Raw genomic sequence first — 19319 nt, forward strand, 5'->3', positions numbered from 1 at the left:
ATAGGGTCTAGTGTCCCGCCGCCCACCGACGAGGACCCCTGTGACCCTGCTGCTCGCCGTGCACCTCGGTGTCGCCCTCGTGGCGCCGTGGCTCCTGCGCGCCCTGCGGTGCCGGGCCTTCTACGTCCTCGCGCTGGTGCCGGCGGCGACCGCGGTGTGGACCGCGCTGCAGGGCCCGACGGTGCTCGCCGGGGGCGTCGTCAGCGAACGCTTCGCCTGGATCCCCGCCCTCGGGATCGACGTCAGCTTCCGGATGGGGCTGCTGCAGTGGGTCCTGACCCTCGTGGTCAGCGGCATCGGCGCCCTGGTGCTCTTCTACTGCCGCTTCTACTTCTCCCACGACGAGCCGCCGCTGCGCACCGGGGCCGTGCTCCTGGCCTTCGCCGGCGCGATGACCGGGCTCGTCACCTCCGACGACCTGATCGGGCTCTACGTCTTCTGGGAGCTCACCACCGTCTTCAGCTACCTGCTGGTCGGCCACAACCCGCGGTTCGCGGCGAACCGCCGCGCCGCGCTCACCGCGCTGATCGTGACCACCTTCGGTGGCCTGGCCATGCTGACCGGCATCGTCCTGCTCGGCGTCCGCTACGACACCTTCTCGCTGTCGGGCGTCCTCGACGCGGCCGCCGCGGGCGGGGTCGGTTCGGCGTACGTGGTGACCGCGGTGATGCTGCTGCTCGTCGGCGCCCTGACGAAGTCGGCCCTGGTGCCCTTCCACTTCTGGCTGCCCGGCGCGATGGCCGCGCCGACGCCGGTCAGCGCCTACCTGCACGCCGCGGCCATGGTCAAGGCGGGCGTCTACCTCGTCGCCGTCCTCGCCCCGGTCTTCGCGCAGACCCCCGGGTGGCGGCCGGTCCTGCTCACGCTCGGCGCGGCCACGATGATCCTCGGCGGCTGGCGCTCGCTGCGGCAGTACGACATCAAGGTCCTGCTCGCGTACGGCACGGTGAGCCAGCTGGGCTTCCTGATGGTGCTGTGCGGCATCGGCACCCGCTCGGCCGCCCTGGGTGGGCTGGCCCTGCTGGTCGCCCACGCGCTGTTCAAGTCGACGCTCTTCCTCGTGGTGGGGATCGTCGACCACAGCACCGGCACCCGCGACCTGCGCCGCCTGAGCGGCGTCGGCCGGCGCATGCCAGTGGTGGCGGGAGCCGCGCTCCTGGCCGGGGCCTCGATGGCCGCGCTCCCGCCGACGCTGGGGTTCACGGCCAAGGAGGCCGGGTTCGAGAGCCTGACCTACCTGGTCGGCGGGGACGGCACGGCCGTGGCCCCGCTGCCCGCCGCGCTGCTCGCGGCGACGCTCGTCGCCGGCTCGGCGCTGACGGTGGCCTACACGCTGCGCTTCTGGTGGGGCGCCTTCGTGGGCAAGCGCGACGCCTACTTCCTCGACGCCAGCGGCCAGGACCGGCCCGTCACCGCCTGCCACCCGGTGCCGGCCGGGTTCGCGGCCGCCCCGGTGCTGCTGGGACTGCTCTGCCTGGCCGGCGGCTTCGTCGGCCGCCAGCTGACCGAGGGCTTCGCCGGCTACGTCGACGCCTTCGCCGTCGGCGAGGAGAGCCACGGGATCGCGCTGTGGCACGGCTTCAGCGTCCCGCTGCTGATGTCCGCGCTCGCCGTCGCCGGCGGCGTCGTGCTCTTCTGGCAGCGCGCGTTCATCGCCCGCGCCCAGTCGACCTTCCCGGCGCCGTACGAGGCCGAGACCGCCTACCAGCGCATCATGCGCGGCCTGGACCGGCTCTCGGTCGAGACCACGGCAGTGACCCAGCGCGGTTCGGTGCCGGTCTACCTCACCTCGATCCTCGCGGTGCTCGTCGTCTTCCCCGGCGGTGCGCTGCTCCTGGTGCGGGACTGGCCGACCGTCCGCCTCTTCGACAGCCCGGCCCAGCTGCTGGCCGGTGCGGTGATGGCCGTCGCGGCGATCACCGCCGCCACGTCCCGCGGGCGGCTGCGCGCGGTCATGCTCGCCGGTGTCACGGGCTACGGCGTCGCGGTGCTGTTCCTGCTGCACGGAGCCCCCGACCTGGCGCTGACCCAGGTCCTCGTCGAGACCGTCACCCTGGTGATCTTCTCGCTGGTGCTGCGCAAGCTGCCGAAGTACTTCACCACCCGCCCGCTCTCGTCGAGCCGCTGGTGGCGCCTGGTCGTCGCGCTGCTCGTCGGCGGTGTGGTGGTCGGCATCGCCCTCGTCGCGGCGGGCGCGCGGGTCGCGGTGCCGGTCTCGATCACCTACCCCGAGGTCGCCTACACCTTCGGCTACGGCAAGAACGTCGTGAACGTGACGCTGGTCGACATCCGCTCCTGGGACACCATGGGCGAGGTCGCGGTGCTCGTGGTCGCGGCGACCGGCGTGGCCAGCCTGATCTTCCTCCGCAGCCGCTACTCCGCGCGCCCCGTGCGCCCGGAGGCGCCGACCGGGGGCGGCGCGGTGGGCCGTACGGTCTGGCTCCGCGGCGGGGAGACCCTGTCCCCGACGCGCCGCTCGATCGTCTTCGAGGTCGTGACCCGGGTGCTGTTCCCGGTGATGATCGTCGTCTCGGTCTACCTGCTCGTCGCGGGCCACAACGCACCCGGCGGCGGGTTCGCCGGCGGCCTGGTGGCCGGGATGGCGCTGATGGTCCGCTACCTCGCGGCCGGGAGCCGCGAGCTGGACGAGGCGGCGCCGGTGGACGCGGGCAAGGTGCTCGGCGGTGGGCTCGCCCTGGCTGCGCTGGGGTTGCTCGCGCCGGTGGTCATCGGCGGGCGCATCGGCCAGAGCTACGACATCTCCGTCGACTTCGGGGCGCTGGAGGCGGTCCGGACGCCGTTCGGCGAGCTGGCGGTCATGGGCTCCCCGCACCTGGTGACCTCGGTCTTCTTCGATATCGGCATCTACCTCATCGTCAACGGCGTCATGCTCGACCTCGCGCGCAGCCTCGGCTCGGGCATCGACACCCACGAGGCCGAGGACCGCGCGCCGGCCCCGCACCCCCACGAGACGACGGCCAGGCCGTCCCGGCGCGCGCCGATGCCGGAGCGCGGGTCGAGCCCGGTGGGTGCGCCGTGAGCCCGAACCTCACCCTCGCCCTCGTGGCCGGGGTCCTCGTCGCGGCCGGGGTCTACCTGGTGCTCGAGCGCTCGCTGACCCGCATCCTGGTCGGCGTCCTGCTCGCCTCGAACGGGGTCAACGTGCTCTTCCTCGTGGCCAGCGGAGCGGCCGGGGGCGCGCCGATCACCGGGGTCACCGAACCGCGGGACATGAGCGACCCGCTGCCGCAGGCCTTCGTGCTCACCGCGATCGTCATCACCCTGGCCGTCACCGCCTTCCTGCTGACCCTGGCCTACCGGAGCTTCCAGATCGCCGGCAACGACGAGGTCTCCGACGACGTCGAGGACTCCGCGATCCGGCGCCTGGCGCTCGACGACGAGACCTCCGGCAGCTACGAGCCCGACGACGAGGGCCACCCCGACGAGGAGGGCCAGGCCACCGGCGAGCAGGAGGGGGAGCGGGTCACCGCCGATCCGGAGTCCTCCGACGCAGACCCGGCCGGCTTCGAGAACAGCACCGAGGGCGAGACCGACCAGGAGCCCGAGCCGGAGACGCCCGCCGAGACGCCCAAGGCGCCGGTCGCGGTCCGCGCCCCCGGCGAACCACCGCCCGGCTACCTGTCCGGCGCCCGACGCACCCCCGAGGAGGACGGCTCGTGAACAACCTGCTCCCGCTGCCGGTCCTGCTGCCGCTGCTCGGCGCCGGGCTGGCGCTCGCCCTGAACCGCCGCCCCCGCGTTCAGCGCGTCGTCGCCGCGACGGCGCTGGCCAGCGTGACCACGGTCGCCGCCCTGCTCGTGTGGCTGACCGACGCGCACGGCCCGATCGTGCTCTGGGTCGGCAACTGGCCGCAGCCGCTGGGCATCGCGCTCGTCGCCGACCGGCTGAGCGCTCTGATGCTGCTCGTGTCCTCGGTGGTCACGCTGTCGGTGCTGCTCTTCTCGATGGGTGCGCCCGAGGCGGAGCGCCGGCGCGAGACGCCGATCTCGATCTTCTACCCGACCTTCCTCGTGCTCTCCGCGGGCGTGTCCAACGCCTTCCTCGCCGGTGACCTGTTCAACCTCTTCGTCGGCTTCGAGATGCTGCTCTTCGCCTCGTACGTGCTGCTGACGCTGGGCGGCACGGGGGAGCGGGTGCGCGCCGGCAGCACGTACGTGCTGGTCAGCCTGCTGTCCTCGACGCTGTTCCTGGTGGCGATCGCCGCCGTGTACGCCGCGACGGGCACGGTGAACTTCGCCCAGCTCCAGGGCCGGCTCGCCGAGCTGCCGCCGGAGGTGTCGCTGGTGCTGCAGCTGCTGCTGCTCACCGTCTTCTCGATCAAGGCCGCGGTCTTCCCGATGTCGGCCTGGCTGCCGGACTCCTACCCGACCGCGCCCGCGCCGGTGACGGCGGTGTTCGCGGGCCTGCTGACCAAGGTCGGCGTCTACGCGATCATCCGGACGCAGTCGGTGCTCTTCCCCGACAGCCCGCTCACCCGCCTGCTGATGTGGGCCGCGCTCATCACCATGGTCGTGGGCATCCTCGGCGCGATCGCCCAGACCGAGGTCAAGCGGATGCTGTCGTTCACCCTGGTCAGCCACATCGGTTACATGGTGTTCGGCGTCGCGCTGGCGACCACGGCGGGCTACGCCGGCGCGATCTTCTACACCGCGCACCACATCACCATCCAGACGACGCTGTTCCTCGTGCTCGGGCTGGTCGAGGTGCGCGCGGGCAGCACGTCGCTGACCAAGCTCGGCGGGCTCGCCGCGCTGTCGCCCGTGCTCGGCATCCTCTTCTTCGTCCCCGCCATGAACCTGGCCGGGATCCCGCCGTTCTCCGGCTTCATCGGCAAGGTCGGCCTGCTCGACGCGGGTGTGCAGCACGGTGGCTTCCTGGCCTACCTGCTCGTCGGCGGGGGCGTCGTGACCAGCCTGCTCACCCTCTACGCGATGGCCAAGGTCTGGAACCGCGCCTTCTGGCGCCCGCTGCAGACCGAGGCCGACGAGCTGGAGACGGTCGGGGTCGAGACGGTGGAGCAGGTCGCCGAGCAGCCGGCGGGGACGGCCTCCGGGACGAGCGCGACCGAGGCCGCCTCGGGCGACCTCGAGGAGGAGCCCGGCACGACGATGCAGCAGGACGAGGGCGCCGAGGAGCTCTCCACCGGTCGGCGGATGCCGTGGCCGATGGTCGCGACGACCGTGGTGCTCGTGCTGGTCGGCGTCGGGATCACCGTCGTCGCCGGCCCGCTCTACGGCTACTCCGAGCGCGCCGCCACCGACCTGCTCGGCGGCGCGGCGTACGTGCGCGCGGTCCTGCCCGAGGGCGTGCGATGAGGGCGCGACGCCGGCCGAGCCTGGCGGCCGTCGTGGTCCTGACGGTGACCTGGGTGCTGCTGTGGGAGCGCATCTCGCTGTTCGTCGTGCTGACGGGCGTGCTGCTGGCGCTGCTGGTGTCCCTCGTCTTCCCGCTGCCGCGGATCGAGCGCGCCGGGCGGGTCCGCCCGGTCGCGCTGGCCCGGCTGGTCGGCCGGCTGGCGCAGGACCTCGTGGTGTCCAGCGTCCGGGTCGTCGCGCTGTCCTTCGCCCGCCGGACGCCGCGCAGCGCCATCATCCGGGTCCGGCTGCGCACCCGCTCCGACCTGATCCTGACCCTGACCACGGAGCTGGTGTCCCTGGTGCCCGGCAGCCTCGTGGTCGAGGTGCGGCGGGCCGAGAGCACCCTCTACATCCACGCCCTCGACACCGTCGACCCCGACAAGCTGCGCCGGGCCGAGCAGGACGTGCTCGACTCCGAGGAGCGGGTGCTGCGCGCCTTCGGCAGCGACGAGGAGATCGCCGCGCTCGACGCCGAGGCCGCGCGCCCGACCGACCGGAGAGCGGGGGTGGGGCGCCGATGAGCCCCGTGCAGGTGGCCGTGCTGGTGATGGTCGGGATCGGCGCCGTGCTGCTCGTCGCGGCCGCGTCGATGACCGTGGCCCGGATGGCGCGCGGGCCGAGCAGCCTCGACCGTGTCGTCGCGGCCGACGTGCTCGTCGCCGTCGTCATCGCGACCCTCGCCGCCGAGGCGATCGTGAACGACCACACGACGACCCTGCCGATCATGCTCGTGCTGTCGCTGCTGGGCTTCGCCGGCGCGGTCAGCATCGCGCGCTTCGTCGCCGAGCGGGACAAGGCGGTCCGCTGGGAGGACCCGGGCACCCGGCCGAAGGACGGTGCCCAGTGACCGGGTCGTCCGTCGCCGACGTCCTGGACCTGCTGGGCGCGTTCCTCGTCCTGGTCGGCTGCTTCCTCTGCTTCGCCGCCGCGCTCGGCCTGCTGCGCTTCCCCGACGTCGTCTCGCGCATGCACGCGGCGACCAAGCCGCAGACCCTCGGGCTGATCGTCCTGGCCGCGGGGGTCGAGGTGTCGCTGCGCAGCTGGGCGTCCTTCGGCACGCTCGTGCTGGTCGCCGCGTTCCAGCTGGCGACGGCGCCGGTCTCGGCCCACCTGGTGGGCCGCACGGTCTACCGGACCGACCAGGTCCGCCACGAGCTGCTGGTCCGCGACGACCTCGCCCGGGACCTGGAGGCGGCCGGCTTCCGCCTCGGGCCGGCGCCCGAGGACGAGCAGGACCCGGATGCCGCCGAGGGCGACGACCGCCGCCTCAGCTAGACCCCTCTCGTCCGGCGGTCCCGCCCGAGGCCCGCAGCCCCTCGTCGAGGAGCCGGACGAGCCAGGCGAAGCTGGCGTCCACGTCCGTGGCGAAGCGGAACCCGCCCTCGGCCTCCAGCACCGCGAAGCCGTGCAGCGTGCTGCGTACGGTCCGCAGGGCGTGCGTCTCCTGCTCGCGCGGCAGCGCGTAGCCGCGCAGCACCGCCGAGAAGGAGCGGAGCACCCGGTCCACGGCGACGGTGAGGGGGTCCTCGGGCCCGGTCGGAGGGACCGCGTTGCCGGCGGCGTAGCGCCCGGGGTGCTGGGTCACGTACGCCCGCATCGCCTGCGCCGCCGCCTCGAGGGCGTCGGTCCCGGCCCGGCCCTGGGTCGCGTCGCGCAGGGCGTCGCCGAGCTCCACCGCCGCCAGCACGGCGACCCGGTGGAGGAGGTCGGCCTGGTTGGCGACGTGCTTGTAGAGCGACGGCGTCCGGACCCCCAGCCGCTCGGCCAGCAGCCCCATGCTCAGCCCGCCGAGCCCGACCTCGTCGGCCAGCGCCGCCGCCGCGGCGGTGACCGCGGCGGTGTCGAGCCCCGCCCTAGGCACGCGGCAGCACGCGGTCGAGGAAGGGCAGGACGGCCTCGAGCAGCGCCTCGGGCGCCTGGGCGTGCGGGTAGTGGCCGACACCGGGCAGGACCACGAGCTCGCCCAGACCGTCCGGCAGGTCCGCGAGGACCGCCCGGCCCTCGGCCCGCGGGTCGACGAAGTCGGGGTCGAGGTCGCCCTCGACGACCAGGACGGGGCAGCGGACCTCGCCCAACCGCGCCGCGGCGTCCGACGGGTTGGCCCGGCACATCGCCTGCAGCACCTTCATCCGCGCGGGGTCGGTGAGCCTGGCATCGATGCGGCCCAGCTCGGCGTCCCAGTCGGCCGGCTTGGTGGGGTAGGCGAGATCGAGGTAGCCCTCCCAGGCCGACCGGCTGCCGAGGAGCGTGCGGGCCAGCAGCACGAAGCCGCGGCGGTAGCGCGGGACCCGCAGCAGCCCGCCGAGGGAGTAGGAGACCTTGCGCGTGAAGGGAGCGAGCTCGACCGCACCGACGACCAGCTCCGGCGCGCTCGCCGCGGCGATCGTCACCGCGCCGCCGCTGATCGACTGCCCGACCAGCACGGCCGGGCCGCCGAGGTGGCGGACCAGGACCACCAGGTCGTCCGCGATGTCGGTGCGGCTGTAGCCGTCCCAGCCGGTGCTCGAGTCGCCGCACCCGCGGAGGTCGAGGTTCGCGACGCGGTAGCCCGCCTCGACGAGCGCCGGGACCACGAAGCGGTAGGAGTGCCGGCTGTCGCCGAGCCCGTGGGCGAGCACGACGAGGGGTCCCTCGCCGGCGACCTCGTAGGCGAGGGTCCGGGTGCCGATGGTCAGGGTGTCGTGCACGGTGCTCCGATCGTGTGGCTCACGTTGTTAGAGCAAGGGCTAATAGTATTAGCCAACCGAGGTCAAGGCCCTCCCGGCCGAGCGCCGTTAGGCTGGGTCGCACCATGACCGTCCTCGAGCACGCACCCAGCCCGGAATCGCTCTTCGAGCGCATCGAGCCCCTGCTCGCGCGCGTCAGCAAGCCCGTCCAGTACGTCGGCGGCGAGCTGAACAGCGTCGTCAAGGACTGGGGGTCGACCGACGTGCGCTGGTGCCTGTCCTACCCGGACGCGTACGAGGTCGGCCTGCCCAACCAGGGCGTCGCGATCCTCTACGAGGTGCTCAACGAGCGCGACTGGATCCTGGCCGAGCGCACGTACGCGGTGTGGGGCGACATGGAGGCCCTGATGCGCGAGCGCGGCGTGCCGCAGTTCACCCTCGACGGGCACCGGCCCGTCGGTGCGTTCGACGTCTTCGGCCTGAGCTTCGCCACCGAGCTCGGCTACACGAACATGCTCACCGAGCTCGACCTGGCCGGCATCCCGCTGCACGCGGTCGACCGCCGCGAGCACGACCCGATCGTCCTGGCCGGCGGGCACGCGGCGTTCAACCCCGAGCCGATCGCCGACTTCGTCGACGCCGCGGTGCTGGGCGACGGGGAGGAGATCGCGCTCGCGATCTCGGAGGTCATCCGCGAGTGGAAGGCCGAGGGCCGTCCGGAGGGCCGCGACGGGCTGCTGATGCGGCTCGCGGCGAGCGGCGGCGTCTACGTCCCGAAGTTCTACGACACCGACTACCTGCCCGACGGCCGGATCCGGCGCATCGCGCCCAACCGCAGCGGCGTCCCGTACACGGTCCGCAAGCACACGCTCATGGACCTCGACGCGTGGCCCTACCCCAAGAAGCCGCTCGTGCCGATGGCCGAGACGGTGCACGAGCGCTACTCGGTGGAGATCTTCCGCGGGTGCACGCGCGGCTGCCGCTTCTGCCAGGCCGGGATGATCACCCGCCCGGTCCGCGAGCGCAGCATCGAGACGATCGGCTCCATGGTCGCCGCCGGGATCGAGGCGACCGGGCTGGAGGAGGTGGGCCTGCTCAGCCTCTCCAGCGCCGACCACTCCGAGATCGGCGAGGTCGCCCACCAGCTCGCCGACCGCTACGACGGCACCAACGTCTCGCTCTCGCTCCCGAGCACCCGGGTCGACGCCTTCAACATCGACCTGGCCAACGAGCTCTCACGCAACGGGCGGCGCTCCGGGCTGACCTTCGCGCCCGAGGGCGGTTCGCAGCGGCTGCGCCAGGTGATCAACAAGATGGTCACCGACGAGGACCTGATCCGCACCGTCTCCGCCGCGTACGCGAGCGGCTGGCGCCAGGTCAAGCTCTACTTCATGTGCGGCCTCCCGACCGAGACCGACGAGGACGTGCTCGCCATCGGGGAGCTGGTGCGCCGGGTGATCGACACCGGCCGCAAGGTCAGCGGGCGGCGCGACATCCGCTGCACGGTGAGCATCGGCGGCTTCGTGCCCAAGCCGCACACCCCCTTCCAGTGGGCCGCGCAGTGCGACGCCGACGTGATCGACGACCGGCTGCGCCAGCTGCGGGCCTCGGTGCAGTCCGACCGCCAGTACGGCAAGGCGATCGGCTTCCGCTACCACGACGGCAAGCCCGGCGTGGTCGAGGGGCTGCTCAGCCGCGGCGACCGGCGGGTGGGCAGGATCATCGAGACGGTGTGGCGCGACGGCGGCCGCTTCGACGGCTGGAGCGAGCACTTCTCCTACGAGCGCTGGATGCGCTGCGCGGACGAGGCGCTGGCCGGCACCGGGGTCGACGTCGGCTGGTACACGACCCGCGAGCGCGACCACAACGAGGTCCTGCCCTGGGACCACCTCGACTCCGGCCTCGACCGGGAGTGGCTGTGGGAGGACTGGCAGGACGCCCTCGACGAGCGCGAGGTCGAGGACTGCCGCTGGACGCCGTGCTTCGACTGCGGGGTCTGCCCGCAGATGGACACCTCGATCCAGATCGGCCCGACGGGCCGCACGCTGCTGCCCATCGCCGGGGTGCGGCAGGGCGTGACGCTGGAGACAACTCCCTCGGCCGCCGGGGCCTCCACGCCCTAGGCTGCGGGCATGGTCGCCGTCGCCCCGCCCGGTCCCGCCGCCGAGACCCCCGTCCGCACGCTCGACGAGCTCGTCGCGGTGGTGGGGGAGCCCAACGAGGTCGCGGCGCACAAGGTCCAGGACCGGCTGCACGAGCTGCACCGCCAGTGGCTGGAGGCGTCGCCCTTCTGCGTGCTCGCGACCTCCGACGCCGACGGCAACCTGGACGCCTCGCCGAAGGGTGACCCGGCCGGACAGCTCGTGCACGTGATCGACGAGGTGACCATCGCCATCGCCGAGCGGCCGGGCAACCGGCGCGTCGACGGCTACAGGAACGTCCTGTCCAACCCGCACGTCGGGCTGCTGTTCATGGTCCCCGGCCGCGACGACACGCTCCGGGTCAACGGCCGCGCCCGGCTGGTGTCCGACGCCCCCTGGTTCGACGAGGTGGCCGTCAAGGGACGCCGTCCGATCCTCGGGCTCGTCGTCGACGTCGACGAGGTCTTCACGCACTGCTCCAAGGCGTTCCTGCGCTCCCGGCTGTGGCACCCCGAGACCTGGGAGCCCGACGCGGTCCCGAGCCGCGCGGTCTTCTCGCACACCTTCGAGCGCAAGGACCAGACCCTCGCCGAGGTCGAGGCCCACTACGGCCCCGCGTACGCCGAGCAGCTCTACTGAGGAGCGTGCCCGTCCGGCGTCAGGACGTCCGCGCGTCGTAGGCGTCGCGGTTCGTCAGGACCTCGCCCATGTTCGCCTGGGCCCACACCCGCAACCCCTGGGCGACCTCACGCAGCGACAGGCCGAGGTCGGTCAACGCGTACGCCACGGTCACCGGCACGGTGGGGGTCACGTCGCGCGTGACGAGCCCGTCCCGCTCGAGCGAGCGCAGCGTCTGGGTGAGCATCTTCTGGCTGACCCCGGCCAGCCGACGGGCGAGCTCGGAGTAGCGCAGGGGCGCCGGCCCGGCCGCGGGGGTCCCCTCGGTCCTGCCGCCCTCGCCGCCGAGGGCGCAGAGGACCAGCACGACCCACTTGTCCGAGATCCGGTCGAGCAGGGCCCGGCTGGGGCACTGGGCCAGGAAGGCGTCGTACTCGACCTTCGCCTGTTCCCGGCGCTGGGCTGCCGTCTGCGTCACCATCGCGTCCTCGCTCACCTCTGAGGGGTCTACGCACTTCCAGGTGCCTGCTTCCCCGTGGAGAGCGCGTCGAGAACCATGGTGCACGAGCCGCCCGGCTCCGCGCAGCACCTCTCGGAAGGCCAGTCCCATGAGCACCACCACGTCCACGCTCCCCGGCGGCACGACCTCGCTCGGCGACCTCACCGTCACCCGGTTCGGCTACGGGGCGATGCAGCTCGCCGGCCCGGGGGTGATGGGGCCGCCCGCCGACCCGGCCGGGGCCGTGGCCGTCCTCCGCGCGGCCGTGGAGGCGGGGATCACGCACATCGACACGAGCGCGGCGTACGGGCCGCTGGTGACCAACGAGCTCATCAGGGAGGCGCTGCACCCCTACCCGGACCCGGTCCACGTCGTCACGAAGGTCGGCGCGCGCAGGGACGCGCAGGGCGGCTGGCCGACGGCCCGGACCCCCGAGGAGCTGCGCCGCCAGGTCCACGACAACCTCGACAGCCTCGGGCTCGACGTCCTCGACCTCGTCAACCTGCGGGTGGGTGACGCGCAAGGACCGCGTGACGGTTCGCTGGCCGCGGCGTTCGAGACGCTCGCGGAGCTCCAGCAGCAGGGGCTCGTCCGTCACCTCGGCGTGAGCAACGCGACCGGCGCCCAGGTGGCGGAGGCCCGCGTGATCGCCCCCGTCGTGTGCGTGCAGAACCTCTACAACCTCGCGCACCGCGAGGACGACGTCCTCGTCGACCACCTCGCGGCGGAGGGGATCGCGTACGTGCCGTTCTTCCCGCTCGGCGGCTTCAGCCCGCTGCAGTCGGCAACCCTCGCAGGGGTCGCCGCCCGGCTGGGTGCCACCCCGATGGCCGTCGCCCTCGCCTGGCTCCTGCAGCGCTCGCCCAACGTCCTGCTCATCCCCGGGACCTCGTCGGTCGAGCACCTGCACGCGAACATCGCCGGAGCCGGCCTGACGCTCTCCGCCTCTGACGTCGAGGAGCTCGACCACCTCTGAGCCGCGGTCTCGGGGTGCTGCCACCGGTCGGGCCCACGTAGGGTCGCGGCCATGGCCCGACAGCAGCCGGAGCAGCAGGCGCCACCCGTGCAGCGGCTGCGCATCCGCTACGCCAAGCGCGGCCGTGCCCGCTTCACCAGCAGTCGGGACTTCAGCCGGGCCTTCGAGCGGGCGCTGCGCCGGGCGGAGGTCCCGATGGCCTACTCCTCCGGCTTCTCGCCGCACCCGCGGATCTCGTACGCCAACGCGGCCCCGACGGGCGCGGCGAGCGAGGCCGAGTACTGCGAGATCGGCCTGACCACGCCGTGCGACGCGGACCGGGTGCGCGACGCGCTGAACGCCGCACTGCCCTCCGGGCTCGACGTCGTCGAGGTCTGGGAGGCCCCGACGGGCGCGCTGGCCGACCGGCTCACCGGGTCGCACTGGTCCGTACGGCTGCCCGGCGCCGACCCCGATGAGCTCGCCGCGGCCCTGGCCACCTTCCTCGGCCGCACCGAGGTCGAGGTGCAGCGGATGACCAAGAACGGGCTGCGGACGTTCGACGCCCGGGGCTGCGTGGTCTCGGCCACCGCCTCCGGCGACGGGCTGGACCTCGTCATGCACCACACGACACCGCTCGTGCGCCCCGACGACGTGCTCACCGCCCTGGTCGCGGTGCGCGAGAGCCTGGTGCTGCCGGACCCGCCGGTGCTCACGCGGCTGAGCCAGGGCGTCCTCGACCCGGGCTCCGGCGAGATCGCCGACCCGCGTCACCACGCCGCGTCCGTCTGAGCGCCGTCCCCACGGCGCGCAGCCGAGCAGTCCGGGCCCTTGGGGCCCGTGTGGGATACTTGCCTCGACCGGGAGGCCTCAGCAGGCGCCCTGGTCGTGGCGACACCAGGTCGCGGGGTGACAGCCCGTGACCCCGCGAGACCACGGAGCTCCACCGCGACGGGCGGCCACACCGGCCCGGCCTGACCGCGGGTCCTTCGTGCGCGGCGCCGTCCCACGCAGGCTTCCGTCCCTCCCGGCTACGCCGGAGGGCGACCGACACCGACGCGCGCGAGCGCGTCGCGAATGGAGATCGAGTGCTCGACAACGAGCCCGACGCACAGCAGACCACCCCCACGGACGGGCAGCAGGCCTCGCCCGCGCCCCGCCGCCGTCGCGCCGCGAGCCGCCCCGCGGGCCCGCCGGCCGCGCCGGTCGCCGCCACCCCGGCCCCGGACGCCGAGCCGCCGGCCGGCGGCCTCGAGCCCGCCACCAGCACCAGCCCCGACCCCGTCTCGAACCCGGTCGCCGACCGCCTCGACGCCCTGCTCGACCAGGGTGCGGGCAGCGAGCGCGCGGCCGACGCGCCGGGCCCCGTCACGCCGGCCGAGCCCGTCGCGGAGACCGCACCGGAGCCCGAGGCGCGACCGGCTCGCCGCCGTACCCGCAAGGCCGCTCAGTCCCCGGTGGCCGAGGCTCCGGCCGAGGAGGCACCCGCCGCCGAGGCGCAGGCCGAGCCGCCGGCCCGCCCGGCCCGCCGTCGTGCGCGCAAGGCCGCCCCGGCTCCGGCCGCCGAGACCGACGCCGACGACCTCCTCGCCGAGGCCGTCCAGCCGACGGTGCCCGACGAGGCGCCGAGCGCGGCCGGCACCGCCGCGACCGAAGCCCCGAGCGCCCTCGAGGGCGACACCGCCACGGTCGTGACTGCGCCCGTGGACGAGGTCCCGGTCGTGACCGAGGGCGAGCAGGCCGAGGACGAGCAGGCCGAGGACGACGAGACCGCTGCCGCGCTCGACGCGGTGGGCGAGACCGACGACACCGACGAGCCCGGCGCCCAGCCCGACGGGGTCGAGCAGGCCGACGGGGCCGAGCAGCCCGACGAGGACGAGGACGCCGCGGACGACACCGACGCCAGCAGCGAGGGCGACGACGGCAGCCGCCGTCGCCGGCGCCGCCGCGGTGGCCGGCGCCGCCGCCGTACGGGTGACTCCGACGGGCCGGACGGTGCCGAGGGCACGGACGGCTCCGACGAGGCCGACGATGACTCCGACGAGCCGGCGGCCGCGGCCACCGGTCCCGACGACGCGGCGGGCGAGCAGTCCGACGCCGGGGACGACGACAACGGTGCGGACGAGTCCGGCGAGGAGGGCGACGGCACCCGTCGTCGCCGCCGCCGTCGTCGTCGCCGTGGCGAGGACACCGGCTCGGCGCCCGACGACCCCACCGAGGTGGTCGTCCGGGTGCGCGAGCCGCGCAAGTCGTCCCGCGCGGAGAAGTCGGCCGAGGACCAGGTCACCGGCATCTCCGGGTCGACCCGCATGGAGGCCAAGCGCCAGCGCCGCCGCGAGGGCCGCGAGGCCGGCCGGCGCCGCGCGCCGATCCTCAGCGAGGCCGAGTTCCTGGCCCGCCGCGAGGCCGTCACGCGTCGGATGATCATCCGCCAGCGTCAGGACTCGGCGGGTGACACGCTCACCCAGATCGCCGTGCTCGAGGACGACATCCTCGTGGAGCACTACGTCGACCGCGAGTCGGCCACGTCGCTGATCGGCAACGTCTACCTCGGCCGCGTGCAGAACGTCCTGCCGAGCATGGAGGCGGCGTTCGTCGACATCGGTCGCGGCCGCAACGCCGTGATCTACGCCGGCGAGGTCGACTGGGACTCCTTCGGCGCCCAGGGCCAGAACCGCAAGGTCGAGAAGGTCCTCAAGTCGGGCCAGACCGTCCTCGTGCAGGTCACCAAGGACCCGGTCGGGGCCAAGGGCGCCCGCCTCACGAACCACGTCTCGATCCCGGGGCGCTACATCGTCTACGCCCCCGCCGGGCACCTGTCGGGCATCTCCCGCAAGCTGCCGGAGAACGAGCGCAAGCGCCTCAAGGACATCCTCTCGGGGCTCGTCGGCGAGGCCAGCGTCATCGTCCGCACGGCTGCCGAGGGCGCGAGCGAGGAGGAGCTGGTCCGCGACGTCAACCGGCTCAAGGCGCAGTGGTCCGACATCGAGGCCAAGGTCTCCAAGGGCCAGGCCCCGCAGCTGCTGTACGGCGAGCCGGACCTCACCCTGCGCATCGTCCGCGACCTCTTCACCGAGGACTTCTCCGAGCTGATCGTGTCGGGCAGCTCGGGTCCCGACGACGCGTACGAGGCGATCGACGCCTACGTCCAGCACGTCGCGCCGCACCTGGCCGACCGGCTCCGGCGCTACGAGCCGGCCCACGAGGACGACGACGCCTTCGCGCGCTACCGGATCGACGAGCAGATCGCCAAGGCGCTCGAGCGCAAGGTCTTCCTGCCCTCGGGCGGCTCGCTGGTGATCGACCGCACCGAGGCCATGACGGTCGTCGACGTCAACACCGGCAAGTTCACCGGCAGCGGCGGCAACCTCGAGGCGACGGTCACGAGCAACAACCTCGAGGCGGCCGAGGAGATCGTGCGGCAGCTCCGGCTCCGTGACATCGGCGGCATCATCGTCATCGACTTCATCGACATGGTGCTCCCGGCCAACCGCGAGCTCCTGCTGCGCCGCCTCGTCGAGTGCCTCGGCCGCGACCGCACACGGCACCAGGTGGCCGAGGTGACGAGCCTCGGGCTGGTGCAGATGACCCGCAAGAAGATCGGCACCGGGCTCCTCGAGGCGTTCGGCATGGAGTGCCCGCACTGCCACGGCCGCGGCTACGAGATCCACGACGAGCCGGTCGAGAGCCAGCGTCAGGCCGACGGAGGAGCCCGCGAGCAGCGCGGTTCGCGCCGCGGCGGCGGCAACGGCGGCAACGGGCACCACGACCACGGTTCCCACGACCACAGCTCCGACGACCGCAGCTCCGGCGCCGCGAACGGCTCGGGCAACGGCTCCGGCGGCAGCCGCTCCGGTGGCAACGGCTCGGGTGGCAACGGCTCCGGTGACAACGGCTCGGGCGGCAACGGCTCGGGTCGCTCCGGGCGTGGCCGTGGCCGCGGTCGGCGCGGGAACGACGAGCCGGTGGTCGAGGAGACCCCGTCGGGCGGCACCGACCCGGCCATCCGGGCCGCGGTCCAGCACGCCATCGCCGAGGTCGCCGCCGGCTCACGGGTGGTCGTCGACGACGCACCGGCCGTCGAGGCGGAGGTCCAGGAGGCGCTCGTGGTGACGGCCGAGACGGAGGCTCCGGCCGGCCCCGACGAGGAGCACGGCACGTCCGTGCCCGAGGAGGCGCCGACGACGCTCGACGAGCAGGCCGACGGGCAGGCCGACGTGCCGGCGGAGGAGCCGGTCGAGGAGCACGGCGAGGACGCCCAGACCGACGAGGCACGACAGGTCGACGCGGGCGGCGAGCCCGTGCAGCCCGACGAGCCCGTCCCGGCCGACGAGCCCGTGCCGGCCGACGAGCCCGTGCCGGCCGACGAGGCGCAGCCGGCCCTGACCGGCGAGTCCGACCGCTGACCTGAGGCGGGTCGGAGGTGCACCTGGTCGTCGCGGTCGTGGGTGCCGGTCCGTCCGGCGTCTACGCCGCGGAGGCGCTGACCCGCCGGTCCCGGTCCGAGGACCTCGACGTGCGCGTCGCGGTCCTCGACCGGCTCCCGGTGCCCTTCGGCCTCGTGCGCTACGGCGTGGCGCCCGACCACCCCTCGATCCGCTCGATCCGCGGCACGCTCGAGCGCACCCTCGACGCGGCCGGCGTCACCTTCTACGGCGACGTCCAGGTCGGTCGTGACCTGAGCGTCGAGGAGCTCCGGGCGAGCGTGGACGCGGTCGTCTACGCGTACGGCGCCGGCAGCGACCGCCGCCTCGGCATCCCCGGGGAGGACCTGCCCGGCAGCGTCGCGGCACCCGAGCTGGTGACCTGGTACACCGGGCACCCCGACGTCCACCCCGACGACGGGAGCGCCGCAGCCGGGCACCCCTGGGTGCCGGGCCTGCTCTCCACGGCGCGCGAGGTCGTCGTCGTGGGCGCCGGCAACGTCGCGCTCGACGTCGTGCGGGTGCTCGTCCGCGGCGTCGACGAGCTGGCGGCCACCGACATGCCCGACGAGGTCCTCGCCGCGCTGGGCTCCCGCACCGTCACCGACGTGCACGTGCTCGCCCGGCGGGGGCCCGCGTACACGGCCTTCACGACCAAGGAGCTGCGCGAGCTCGGGGAGCTCGACGACCTCGACGTCGTGCTCGACCCGGCCGACCTGGTCCTCGACGAGTCGAGCCGGCTCGTCGCCGAGACCGACCGGGTCGCCGCGCGCAACCTCGCCGTGATGGCCGAGTGGGCGCAGCGCCCGACCGGCGGGGCGCGGCACCGCGTGCACCTGCACTTCTGGACCAGCCCGCTCGGGGTGGCCGGGACCGACCGGGTCGAGGGCGTGCAGGTGACGCGCTCGGCGATCGACGCCGAGGGCCTCGTCCGCCCCGTCGGGGACGCCTGGACGATTCCGGCGCAGCTCGTGGTCCGCGCCGTCGGCTACCGCGGCCTGCGGCTCGCGGGCGTCCCGTACGACGAGCGGACCGGGCGGATCCCGCACTCCGAGGGCCGGGTGATCCGCGACGGCGCCTTCTCGACGGGGGAGTACGTGACGGGCTGGATCAAGCGCGGCCCGACCGGCGTGATCGGCACGAACCGCTCCGACGCGGTCGAGACCGTCGCGTCGCTGCTCGACGACGTGGAGGTGGGGACGCTGCAGCCGTCGGCGTCGCCGGAGGCGTTGTCGGGGCTGCTCGCCGGGCGCGGCCTGCACCCGCTCGGCATGCCCGAGTGGCACCGCATCGACGCGGCCGAGATCGCGCGCGGCCAGGAGCACGGTCGCCCGCGCACCACGCTCGCCCACCGGGGAGAGCTGCTCGCCGCGGCCGACGAGCAGCCACCGGGCTGACGCGGCGGCGCCTCAGCGGGAGGCCGGGGCCGTCGAGGCGCGGACGACCAGGCTCGACGCGAGCCGTGAGTCGGGGGCGACCTCGCGGTCCTCGAGCAGGGCGAGCACGGTCGTGAGCGCCTCGGTGCCGAGCCGGTGGAAGTCCTGCCGCACCGTGGTCAGCGGCGGGGCGAAGTGGGCGGCCTCGGGATGTCGTCGAAGCCGACCACGCTGACGTCGTCCGGGACGCGGATCCCCAGCTCGGAGAGCGCGTGGACGCACCCGAGCGCCATCTGGTCGTTCGCGACGAACAGCGCGGTGAGCGTCGGGCGCTGGCGCGCCAGCACCTGACCGATGCGGTAGCCGGACCCCGGCGTCCAGTCGCCCTCGAGGGGAGGTCGCGCGACGAGCCCGTGCTCGGCCATGGCGTCGCGCCAGCCGCGGGTGCGCTCGGTCGCGTCCATCGCGTCGACCGGTCCGGCCACGTGGGCGATCTCGCGGTGGCCGAGACCGATCAGGTGCTCCGTCGCGGTCCGTGCGCCCGCGTGCTGGTCGATCGAGAGGGAGGGGTGCGTCGTGCGTCCGCCGGACTCGACGACGACCACGGGGACCCGGAGGTTGAGCGCGGCGACGGCGTCGAGGGTGCGCACGCGCGAGGCGACCACCACGAGCGCCTCCACGTGCTGGGCCAGCACGAGGTCCACCGCCGCGCGGATCGACTCGGGCTCGGTGTCGGCGGCCGTCGCGAGGGGGGTGGAGTAGTCGGCGGCCCGGGCGGCGGAGAGCAGCCCGAGGACGGTGCTCGTGGGCCCGTAGTCGGACGAACCGGTCGTGATCAGCCCGATGCTGCGCGACCGTCCGCCGACCATCGCCCGTGCGGCCGCGTTGGGCCGGTAGCCGAGCTGGTCGACCGCGAGCCGAACGCGTTCGCGGGTGCTGGCCCGGACGCTGACGTGGTTGTTGATCACGCGCGAGACGGTCTGGTGGGAGACGCCGGCGAGCCGGGCGACGTCGAAGATCGTCGGGGACGACACCCGGGCGTCGGTGCGCGCCATGCTGCCCCCTCCCGACGACCGCCCTGGTCGATGCGCCTGGATGTTATCGCAAACATCCGGTGTACCCTCGTCCGGCGCCGGGCAGGAGCGGTCGGGCCAGCCGACTTGACACCGTTCCCGCGCGGTGTCATGTTATCGCTCACATCGACGTCGATGCCGAGGGTGACGACGGTCGAGCGGGCCCACGGCAAGCAGGACGAGCAGCAG

General features: G+C 74.0%; 15 protein-coding genes and 1 pseudogene. 12 read left to right on the top strand and 4 right to left on the bottom strand.

Going from position 1 to position 19319, the window contains the following annotated elements; all coding sequences use genetic code 11:
* Nucleotides 1-40: 40 nt before the first annotated feature.
* Genes BLU42_RS02975 through mnhG form a run of 6 tightly spaced genes read left to right on the top strand, consistent with a single transcriptional unit; the run spans nt 41 to nt 6653 of the window.
* Entirely contained in the window at nt 41-3040 is a 3000-nt protein-coding gene (locus BLU42_RS02975; RefSeq protein WP_091073193.1) for a Na+/H+ antiporter subunit A, read from the top strand.
* Complete coding sequence (locus BLU42_RS02980) at nt 3037-3681, top strand: Na(+)/H(+) antiporter subunit C (RefSeq protein ID WP_091073194.1); 645 nt, start codon at nt 3037-3039, stop codon at nt 3679-3681. Before BLU42_RS02975 ends, BLU42_RS02980 begins: the two co-directional genes overlap by 4 nt.
* The gene (locus tag BLU42_RS02985; protein WP_091073195.1) at nt 3678-5336 is read left to right on the top strand and encodes a Na+/H+ antiporter subunit D; all 1659 of its coding nucleotides are present in this window, start codon (nt 3678-3680) and stop codon (nt 5334-5336) included. Before BLU42_RS02980 ends, BLU42_RS02985 begins: the two co-directional genes overlap by 4 nt.
* Nucleotides 5333-5899 (top strand): Na+/H+ antiporter subunit E, encoded by a 567-nt coding sequence (locus tag BLU42_RS02990; RefSeq protein WP_091073196.1) that lies wholly within the window; start codon nt 5333-5335, stop codon nt 5897-5899. The genes BLU42_RS02985 and BLU42_RS02990 overlap by 4 nt, the downstream gene beginning before the upstream one ends.
* Entirely contained in the window at nt 5896-6225 is a 330-nt protein-coding gene (locus BLU42_RS02995; RefSeq protein WP_172825741.1) for a monovalent cation/H+ antiporter complex subunit F, read from the top strand. Before BLU42_RS02990 ends, BLU42_RS02995 begins: the two co-directional genes overlap by 4 nt.
* Entirely contained in the window at nt 6222-6653 is a 432-nt protein-coding gene (gene mnhG / locus BLU42_RS03000; protein ID WP_091073197.1) for a monovalent cation/H(+) antiporter subunit G, read from the top strand. Before BLU42_RS02995 ends, mnhG begins: the two co-directional genes overlap by 4 nt.
* Here the strand turns inward: mnhG and BLU42_RS03005 are convergent.
* Nucleotides 6646-7239: a TetR-like C-terminal domain-containing protein gene (locus tag BLU42_RS03005; protein ID WP_091073198.1), complete on the bottom strand. Its 594-nt coding sequence runs from the start codon at nt 7237-7239 to the stop codon at nt 6646-6648. The genes mnhG and BLU42_RS03005 overlap by 8 nt on opposite strands.
* The gene (locus BLU42_RS03010) at nt 7232-8065 is read right to left on the bottom strand and encodes an alpha/beta fold hydrolase (protein ID WP_091073199.1); all 834 of its coding nucleotides are present in this window, start codon (nt 8063-8065) and stop codon (nt 7232-7234) included. Before BLU42_RS03010 ends, BLU42_RS03005 begins: the two co-directional genes overlap by 8 nt.
* Before the next feature lie 104 nt (nt 8066-8169).
* On the opposite strand from BLU42_RS03010, the gene BLU42_RS03015 reads away from it, so the two are divergent.
* Both BLU42_RS03015 and BLU42_RS03020 read left to right on the top strand, forming a co-directional pair.
* On the top strand, nt 8170-10167 hold the full coding sequence (locus BLU42_RS03015; RefSeq protein ID WP_091073200.1) for a TIGR03960 family B12-binding radical SAM protein: 1998 nt from the start codon (nt 8170-8172) through the stop codon (nt 10165-10167).
* A 9-nt stretch (nt 10168-10176) separates the two neighbouring features.
* Nucleotides 10177-10824 (top strand): pyridoxamine 5'-phosphate oxidase family protein, encoded by a 648-nt coding sequence (locus tag BLU42_RS03020; protein ID WP_091073201.1) that lies wholly within the window; start codon nt 10177-10179, stop codon nt 10822-10824.
* Nucleotides 10825-10843: 19 nt separating this feature from the next.
* Here the strand turns inward: BLU42_RS03020 and BLU42_RS03025 are convergent, their stop codons facing one another.
* Nucleotides 10844-11299 (bottom strand): winged helix-turn-helix transcriptional regulator, encoded by a 456-nt coding sequence (locus tag BLU42_RS03025; protein WP_231918413.1) that lies wholly within the window; start codon nt 11297-11299, stop codon nt 10844-10846.
* 112 nt (nt 11300-11411) lie between these two features.
* Between BLU42_RS03025 and BLU42_RS03030 the strand changes: the two genes are divergently transcribed.
* The 4 genes from BLU42_RS03030 to BLU42_RS03045 all read left to right on the top strand — a co-directional run bounded on the left by BLU42_RS03030 (nt 11412) and on the right by BLU42_RS03045 (nt 18078).
* Nucleotides 11412-12278, top strand: coding sequence for an oxidoreductase (locus BLU42_RS03030; protein WP_091073203.1), 867 nt, complete (start codon nt 11412-11414; stop codon nt 12276-12278).
* Between the two features lie 51 nt (nt 12279-12329).
* Nucleotides 12330-13049, top strand: coding sequence for a TIGR03936 family radical SAM-associated protein (locus BLU42_RS03035; protein WP_157719739.1), 720 nt, complete (start codon nt 12330-12332; stop codon nt 13047-13049).
* Between the two features lie 296 nt (nt 13050-13345).
* Nucleotides 13346-16663, top strand: coding sequence for an Rne/Rng family ribonuclease (locus BLU42_RS03040; RefSeq protein ID WP_197680589.1), 3318 nt, complete (start codon nt 13346-13348; stop codon nt 16661-16663).
* Between the two features lie 17 nt (nt 16664-16680).
* Nucleotides 16681-18078: an FAD-dependent oxidoreductase gene (locus tag BLU42_RS03045; RefSeq protein ID WP_197680590.1), complete on the top strand. Its 1398-nt coding sequence runs from the start codon at nt 16681-16683 to the stop codon at nt 18076-18078.
* A 12-nt stretch (nt 18079-18090) separates the two neighbouring features.
* Here the strand turns inward: BLU42_RS03045 and BLU42_RS03050 are convergent.
* Nucleotides 18091-19112: pseudogene (locus BLU42_RS03050) on the bottom strand (LacI family DNA-binding transcriptional regulator).
* Nucleotides 19113-19319: the final 207 nt, after the last annotated feature.

Origin of the sequence: Microlunatus sagamiharensis (assembly GCF_900105785.1) — a bacterium.
GTDB lineage: Bacteria > Actinomycetota > Actinomycetes > Propionibacteriales > Propionibacteriaceae > Microlunatus > Microlunatus sagamiharensis.